Here is a 6,609-nt window from a genome sequence, read left to right as displayed (position 1 = left end):
TTCCAAATCCATTCAGCACCGTCAGCAATTAATAAAACTTGTTTTGCTTGACTAATTCCCAAACTAATCAGATGCATTTCTAAAATTGGTAAAAAGCCTTTATAGTCTTCATAAGTGCCATCATTTACAATCTTTATTTCGTCATTTTTAACTTTTTTACCCTGTTCATCAACCACATAAATTGTTAATAATTTTGGCTCAACCCATTCCCCTATAAAGCCATGCTTGTTTGTTTTGGGATTTTTTCTACCTTTTTTATTAATCCTAATTCTACTCCTGCCACCATCTACAGCAATTACAACTCTCTGGTCTTTAAGTATATTTCCATCAGGTAATTTACCTTGTTGCAAATTAGATATTTTAGTTTGACGTAAATCAATGCCGATTTGACCAAATTTATATGTCAATCGTTCAATTCGTTTAAGGCTAATATACAGGGTAAACCGAGCGTTTGACAAGTCCACATCTTTCCAGGTGGCGAAGATTCTGAATTAGCATCTTAGGAGACACACCGCGAATCTGCCCCTGTAAGTCGCTGTAACGCTTCGTGCCTTGTGTCAATGTATAGATGATCAATACCGTCCACTTGCTAGCAATGCGTTCAAGTGCCTGATGTCCCTCACAGCCTTTGTCAAAAATATCTATCTTAGCAATGCGTTCAAGTGCCCGTTGGGCTTGGAAACTTGGATTAGAACTAAGGTTCTGCTTTGGAATGGGACTCACCATTAGGCTATCTTTTAGAGCATTACTTACCTTTTAGTAAGTGTAGCACTTACAAGTTAATACTTTCAAAAAGAAAACAGTTGTGGTACTTAAGAAGTAGTGTGATTGTTGTGAATGCCACAAGCTAGACAAAAACACACCACGTTCTTCTAGTAGAGAAAAATTATGAAGGCATACGTAATCGAACAGTTTGGAGAGCCAAGTGTATTCAAAGCAGTAGATTTACCACAACCAGGGTTGCCTCCCGGTCATGTCCTGATTCGAGTTGCCGCAACAAGTGTCAACCCGGTGGATTTTAAAATTCGCGAAGGAGCGGTGAAGGGTATTTCCCCCGACTTTCCAGCAGTCTTGCATGGAGATGTAGCAGGAGTAATTGAAGCAGTTGGCGAAGGAGTCGATACCTTCAAGCTTGATGATGAAGTTTACGCTTGTGCGGGTGGAATAAAGGGACTAGGCGGAGCACTCGCTGAATTCATGCTTGCTGATGCCGCGTTGGTTGCAAGAAAACCATTGTCACTTAGTATGCGACAAGCGGCGGCACTGCCCCTTGTGTCTATCACAGCTTGGGAAGGTTTGATTGATCGTGCTAAGGTCGGGGCTGGACAAAATGTTCTTGTCTACGGTGCAACAGGTGGTGTGGGTCACATTGGCATCCAGCTTGCTAAGTGGGCAGGAGCGAAAGTATTTGCAACTGCCTCTAGCGAGGAGAAGATGGCGATCACCCGTGAGCTTGGGGCTGATGTTGCTATTAATTACCGCAAACAAACAGTTGAAGAATATGTGGCGGAGTATACGGGTGGTAAAGGTTTTGATGTGGTTTTTGACACAGTGGGTAACGACAATCTCCAGACCGCCTTCAAAGCCGCAGCCCTGAATGGAACTGTAGTTTCAACTGTGTCCTTATCAACTCAGGATCTCAGTCTTCTACACGTCAAAGGGCTAACACTACACCTTGTCTTTATGCTAATCCCAATGCTGCATGAAATTGGTCGGGCGCATCACGGTGAGATCCTGTTCAAACTTGCCCAACTTGTTGATAAAGGAAAAGTCCGTCCTTTACTTGATTCAAAATCATTCAGCTTCTCTGAGGTTGCAGAAGCGCACTACCATGCTGAGTCCGGTCAGGCAATCGGTAAAGTCACCTTGGAGCAGTAATCTAAATCCCTAATGTCTGTTATGTGCACAAGACAATTTGTGCCTATCATACCGAACACAGTAGAAAATAAGCATTCTCACAACCACAATACAATATTTTTTCACGGACAGTACCCGCGAACGCGAGGCTTTTTTCATCGAATTTAATCCGCGATCGTTATGATTTTGGTTTCAATTGGTTTAAAACCGTTGAAAGCGCGAAAAAATATTTTTATTATTGCTTTTTGGGGTGGTAGAGGCCATCTGAGCGATATTCCCACCCAAACGAACGCGGGTCTCGGTTGCGGGTATAGCTGATAAATTCCTTGGTGCTGAGTTTTTCCCGTTCTGCAAGCTTTCTTTGCTGGGGTTAGTCCCAAACGTTGGGCTAAGTTATCGTGTGGGAATGGTTCCAATTCAACGGTTGGTTGATGGTGCGGGTAGTAGGAATTTGACCGACGTGGCGTATAGTTGTTGCTTCTATTTGTAACAGATGCGTTGCGCGATAGTTGTTCGAGCGATCGCCCAATCGCTTCTAATTTTTTTGAAAGCAATTCGTCTCTATCCGCAAGGCAGGATTCCAGTTGAGATAACCTTTCTTCTAGCTGTTTGACCGATTTACTGCTTGGAGCAATATCGATATCATTTTTGCTATCAAAGGTGGCAACTAATTCCTCTTTCTTCTTGTAGCATTTGCGTTGTATGCCCCTGTCGGTGCAGTCGAGATAGTTCTCTAACTACTGGAATTAGTGCGGTAGGTACGCGAATCATTTCGCTTGGTGATGTTTTTTGGTCAGCCATTTGATATCAAAAGTGATATCAAATGGCTGATTGTAGAAGGCTTGGCGTGCCATTAGTATTTACTGAGTATAAATTATATTAAAATACTTGAATAATGTTTGCGGTTGCTAAGGAGGGCTGAGATTATCGTCACTAGGGTGTGGATGAGGGAAAATATAAGTATCGCGATCAGAATATAATCAGCCATGACTGAAACCAAACCCGCTCGTACCGCACGCAGGGGACGAATATTCCCCAAAATCCAGTGGAATGAGGAACAAAAAGCACGACGTGAAGGCGAACGCGAGGCTTTTTACCAACGTTGTAAACCTATTTTTGAGCGAGTCAAATCAGAATTAATTGAAACTCACTATAACTGGTTTGTTGCAGTTGAACCGGATAGTGGAGAATATTTTGTTGATAAAGATTTAGAAGTAGTTTCATTACAGTGTCGCGAACAGCATCCAGGCAAAATACACTATACTTTTCGGATTAATGAGTCTGGGGCTTGCGGCACGATATGACGATTTCCGGTTTTTTAGGTGATGAGGATGCACTACTTTTTGAAATTAATTTAATAACATCAGATGGATTAGAATTACCTGTTGAGGCGATGTTTGATACAGGTTTTTCGTATTGGTTAGCGATTAATGACCAAGATGTAGATGCACTTGGTTGGGAGCGTTTACGAGAGCAAACAATGCGAACTGCACGGGGAGATGTAAAATTTGAAATCTATGTTGGTCAAGTACTATTTGATGGTCAAGAGTTTGACATACCTGTACATGTTGGCAAAGATTTAACAGAAGTTTTACTCGGTCGTCAATGGTTAACAAATCGTCGGTTAGTCGTTGATATACAGTCGGGTGAATTGACGTTGGGATAACTACGATGATCGATAAAAAGAGAGAAAAATCCCTCAAGATTTTTAAAAATTTATCAATTGTCTATTTGTTGGCAGATTTGTTATTAGTGTCTGGTAGACACACAACGGACACGTGACAGACATCTGGTGTCAAAACGTGTCCGCTGTGTGTCTGCTCTAATGTCTGAACGTGTCGATACTGTATAAGGCTTTTAGGGTTTAGTGTCTGTGGTATCTGGTGTCCGATGTCCGCAAAAAAAGGGGTTTTGGGGAGCAGACACGCGGACACCAAAGCGGCTAAATTTGATTGAGCTTGATAACACCCTCGGCTATCCAGTCTGCCAATCCTGCCCCCACAATTTCATACATCCAGCCTTTGATTTGCTCAACAATGAATCTCTCACCCTGTACTTTAAAGTTGCCCTTAAACTCCCTCACATCAGCTTCAATGCGCTCAGTTCTGATGAGAAAATCGAGTAATTTTTTCGCCATAGGTGAAAGTTTATTCTGTTCAGGTGGGGTATTCTCTACCTGACTGTTGAGATTGAATTCCAGTTCATAGATCCGCTCTAAAGTGGCTTTATCGATGGTTGGCGGTTCATCACTGGTCAAAGGTTTATCAAGCCGAAAATCAATTCGCTTGTGGTCGAGTTTAGGCAGTTCAATATCAATCCATTGTCCATGCCCAGGTAATTTAATCTTGCCCTGACCGCTAGCTTTAGCTTCTATGGTAATAGGGTCAATAGTTGCGATTAGTTCAACTTCTAACAGTGCCGCATCTCGAAGTTTTGATAGTCCTTTGGCTTTAGCTAAGATTTCCATTGTGCGGTCGTGAGCTACGAACAAAGGAATCATTAATTGTTTGCGAGATTCAGTCATGGCACAGCGAAACCATTTACCAATAAAATCTGGATCTGGTTTCCATTTATCTTCATCACAATCATTTGGCATTGGCTCAACTATGTTATCTGTCCAGGTGGTGAATTCCTCACAGATAACTGATAGCATCTTGCCGCTATTTCTTAACCGTTCTGTCCACTGCTCCTCAGTCAATCCACTCTTGCGGTAATCTTCATAGCGTTGGCGCATTTCATCCATGTACCACTGCATAAAGTCCGCTATTTCTTTGTAGCCAGTAATCAGCCTCACACCTCGCCACTCAACCTCTGTTCCGTGCGGGTCGAGGGCAACAATGTTCCAGCCAGCTTGTACTTTTTTCCAGATAATTTCTCTGGTAGTCCAGGACTTTCCCGCACCCATGCCACCAAATATCAAAGTGGGGTAGCCGATGGTGTTGTTAATCCATTTATATTTGTCAACTTCTGCAATCGCTTGGTTGTCTGCCCCAGTAACCTTGTCTGAGGGGTCAATCGTCCCCTGTAAAGTCTGGCTACCTTGTAGATAAGGCGTTTTCATCTCACGTAGTTGCAAAATATACTCTGCCTTCTGTTGCTCGGTCATCCCCGCCGTTTGCGCTTCAAAGATTGCGTCAGTTGCCTCCATCTGCGTAACTTCAATTTCAGTGTGGGCGTAAATCTCTGCTTTTTGGATATCCACAGTGCGATCGTTGGCGATTAGATCCAAGTCGGCTTGTAGTTGGACTTCTGCGATCGCAACATCTCGGTAACTCTCTAGTAGCTCGGAACGTGCGGCCATCTCTGCTCTTGCAGCATCCCGCTTTTGGGCGATGTCTTCAAAAACTGCCCTCTGCTTCTCTTCATCCTGGCAGTGGCGCAACATCCACCCCGCAAGCGCAAACCCCAGGAATCCGCCAAACGCCCAAAAAGGCTTGTATGGGTTGGTAGCTTTCACCAGCCCATTAACTCCGGTTGCTGGGTCACGTACTACTTGGCGCGGCATTCCATCACTCTTCCACTGTGACCAATAAAATGGGGTCATCCTGAAAGGTCGTCCATTCTTGTCTGAGCAGGTCAATGTTTTTTGTGGCGTTTTCAGACAAAAGTAAATGCGATCGCTACTTGTTCCCTGCCACGCCATCGCCGCCGAGCCAATACCCACAGTCAGACTCAGCCCAATTGCAACAGCTTTCTTGTCCATTGATAAGCGACCAAACCACAACATTAAACCCGATTGTTATGACTCGGATAAAGTTTTATGTTTGTCGGTTAAATAATTCATTTCCTCTGACTACCACCAAATAGAAAAATCATTAATATCGCTATGACTATCGCCACTCCTGCACCACTGCCCCAACTTGAATAATCCGCAGTTTTGGGCTGATACATCTTTTCAATTGAAGTATTAGCTGTATCAGTAGAAGTTCTCGCTTCATTCCACTCACCCAACGGGTCAGAGAGCGCACACAATAACGCCAGTGATGCACTGCAACCAGTCATTAAATTAGTGACGAAATTGTTAAACCCTTCACCTGTTGCAGTGGCAGTAAAGTACAGGTGTGCAGTCCCCACAGCTAGGAACATTCCAACAGGGTGAACTTGCAATAAATGAAAGGTGAAAATCACTGCCGAATTTAAACAACTGCCAGCAACAATTTCACAAGCATTGCCAGCACGTCTAAATGTTTTACCTCTGTTATTTTCTGGTAATGGTTGCGGTTGTGATGGTTGCTCAATTTTCTGTTGTTGTGGAGTCTGTGCCAGCCCTTCAAATGAAAAAGGGCTGACGCTATGAGGATCTTCATTTCGTTTCCTTACTAGCATCAGCCAAATCCTTTCAACTAATAGTTATCTGTCGCCCAACTTGTTCCACAAGTTACCCAACATTGCACCCCAACCGCGAACTGTTCCTGTTGCCGAAACACTAGACGCTGGGTAACCGTTCACAGGATAAGAAACGCTACAGTCAAAAATGGGTTACTGAGGTGGTAGATTAAGAGGCATGGATGAAAACTGCCTCGCCTACGGAATTGAAATTTCCGACTCAGATTGGGAAAAGACTCCAGCCAGCATCAAACAACTGGTGGAGAAAATGGGGCAGCATATAAAGCAATCAGAAAAAAGGCTGGCGGAACTTGAGGTCAAATATCAAGAGTTATTAGAAAAAATCAATTGCACATCAAAAAATTCCAGCATTCCCCCATCGTCAGATCCACCTCATGCGGAAAAAAAACCAGAAAAAAACAAGAG

9 protein-coding genes and 1 pseudogene are annotated in these 6,609 nt (G+C 43.4%); 4 read left to right on the top strand and 6 right to left on the bottom strand.

Annotation, left to right across the window (positions count from 1 at the left end):
• Positions 1 to 431, bottom strand: a pseudogene (locus F8S12_RS09120) (ISLre2-like element ISCst1 family transposase); the annotation flags it as partial.
• Complete coding sequence (locus tag F8S12_RS09115) at positions 427 to 726, bottom strand: winged helix-turn-helix transcriptional regulator (protein WP_196515980.1); 300 nt, start codon at positions 724 to 726, stop codon at positions 427 to 429. The pseudogene F8S12_RS09120 and the gene F8S12_RS09115, both read right to left, overlap by 5 nt.
• A gap of 162 nt (positions 727 to 888) precedes the next feature.
• On the opposite strand from F8S12_RS09115, the gene F8S12_RS09110 reads away from it, so the two are divergent.
• A complete protein-coding gene (locus tag F8S12_RS09110) occupies positions 889 to 1,878 on the top strand; it encodes a zinc-dependent alcohol dehydrogenase family protein (protein ID WP_196515979.1) in 990 nt (329 codons plus the stop codon).
• Between the two features lie 143 nt (positions 1,879 to 2,021).
• Here F8S12_RS09110 and F8S12_RS41980 read toward each other — a convergent pair whose 3' ends face one another.
• On the bottom strand, positions 2,022 to 2,411 hold the full coding sequence (locus tag F8S12_RS41980; RefSeq protein ID WP_331001375.1) for a hypothetical protein: 390 nt from the start codon (positions 2,409 to 2,411) through the stop codon (positions 2,022 to 2,024).
• 100 nt (positions 2,412 to 2,511) lie between these two features.
• The gene (locus tag F8S12_RS41975) at positions 2,512 to 2,658 is read right to left on the bottom strand and encodes a hypothetical protein (protein WP_331001374.1); all 147 of its coding nucleotides are present in this window, start codon (positions 2,656 to 2,658) and stop codon (positions 2,512 to 2,514) included.
• 185 nt (positions 2,659 to 2,843) lie between these two features.
• Here F8S12_RS41975 and F8S12_RS09100 point away from each other — a divergent pair, with 185 nt between their 5' ends.
• Complete coding sequence (locus tag F8S12_RS09100) at positions 2,844 to 3,161, top strand: hypothetical protein (RefSeq protein WP_196515978.1); 318 nt, start codon at positions 2,844 to 2,846, stop codon at positions 3,159 to 3,161.
• Positions 3,158 to 3,523 carry a retroviral-like aspartic protease family protein gene (locus F8S12_RS09095; RefSeq protein ID WP_196515977.1) on the top strand — a complete coding sequence of 122 codons (366 nt, stop codon included), beginning with the start codon at positions 3,158 to 3,160 and terminating at the stop codon, positions 3,521 to 3,523. Before F8S12_RS09100 ends, F8S12_RS09095 begins: the two co-directional genes overlap by 4 nt.
• Before the next feature lie 276 nt (positions 3,524 to 3,799).
• Here F8S12_RS09095 and F8S12_RS09090 read toward each other — a convergent pair whose 3' ends face one another.
• Positions 3,800 to 5,560, bottom strand: coding sequence for a hypothetical protein (locus F8S12_RS09090; protein ID WP_230967899.1), 1,761 nt, complete (start codon positions 5,558 to 5,560; stop codon positions 3,800 to 3,802).
• Between the two features lie 77 nt (positions 5,561 to 5,637).
• Complete coding sequence (locus F8S12_RS09085; RefSeq protein WP_196515976.1) at positions 5,638 to 6,183, bottom strand: hypothetical protein; 546 nt, start codon at positions 6,181 to 6,183, stop codon at positions 5,638 to 5,640.
• 178 nt (positions 6,184 to 6,361) lie between these two features.
• Here F8S12_RS09085 and F8S12_RS09080 point away from each other — a divergent pair.
• On the top strand, positions 6,362 to 6,609 hold a 248-nt coding region (locus F8S12_RS09080), incomplete at its 3' end, for a DUF6444 domain-containing protein (RefSeq protein ID WP_196515975.1).

This window comes from Nostoc sp. WHI (assembly GCF_015714725.1).
In the GTDB taxonomy this organism is placed as follows: domain Bacteria; phylum Cyanobacteriota; class Cyanobacteriia; order Cyanobacteriales; family Nostocaceae; genus Nostoc.
Note: the sequence above shows the minus strand (reverse complement) of the source record. Positions and strands in the feature narration are given on the sequence as shown.

What these genes read in the sequence shown, in the direction of transcription:
- F8S12_RS09115 (WP_196515980.1), bottom strand. Translation starts at nt 726, where the DNA reads ATGGTGAGTCCCATTCCAAAGCAGAACCTTAGTTCTAATCCAAGTTTC.
- F8S12_RS09110 (WP_196515979.1), top strand. Translation starts at nt 889, where the DNA reads ATGAAGGCATACGTAATCGAACAGTTTGGAGAGCCAAGTGTATTCAAA.
- F8S12_RS41975 (WP_331001374.1), bottom strand. Translation starts at nt 2,658, where the DNA reads ATGGCTGACCAAAAAACATCACCAAGCGAAATGATTCGCGTACCTACC.
- F8S12_RS09100 (WP_196515978.1), top strand. Translation starts at nt 2,844, where the DNA reads ATGACTGAAACCAAACCCGCTCGTACCGCACGCAGGGGACGAATATTC.
- F8S12_RS09095 (WP_196515977.1), top strand. Translation starts at nt 3,158, where the DNA reads ATGACGATTTCCGGTTTTTTAGGTGATGAGGATGCACTACTTTTTGAA.
- F8S12_RS09090 (WP_230967899.1), bottom strand. Translation starts at nt 5,560, where the DNA reads ATGGACAAGAAAGCTGTTGCAATTGGGCTGAGTCTGACTGTGGGTATT.
- F8S12_RS09085 (WP_196515976.1), bottom strand. Translation starts at nt 6,183, where the DNA reads ATGCTAGTAAGGAAACGAAATGAAGATCCTCATAGCGTCAGCCCTTTT.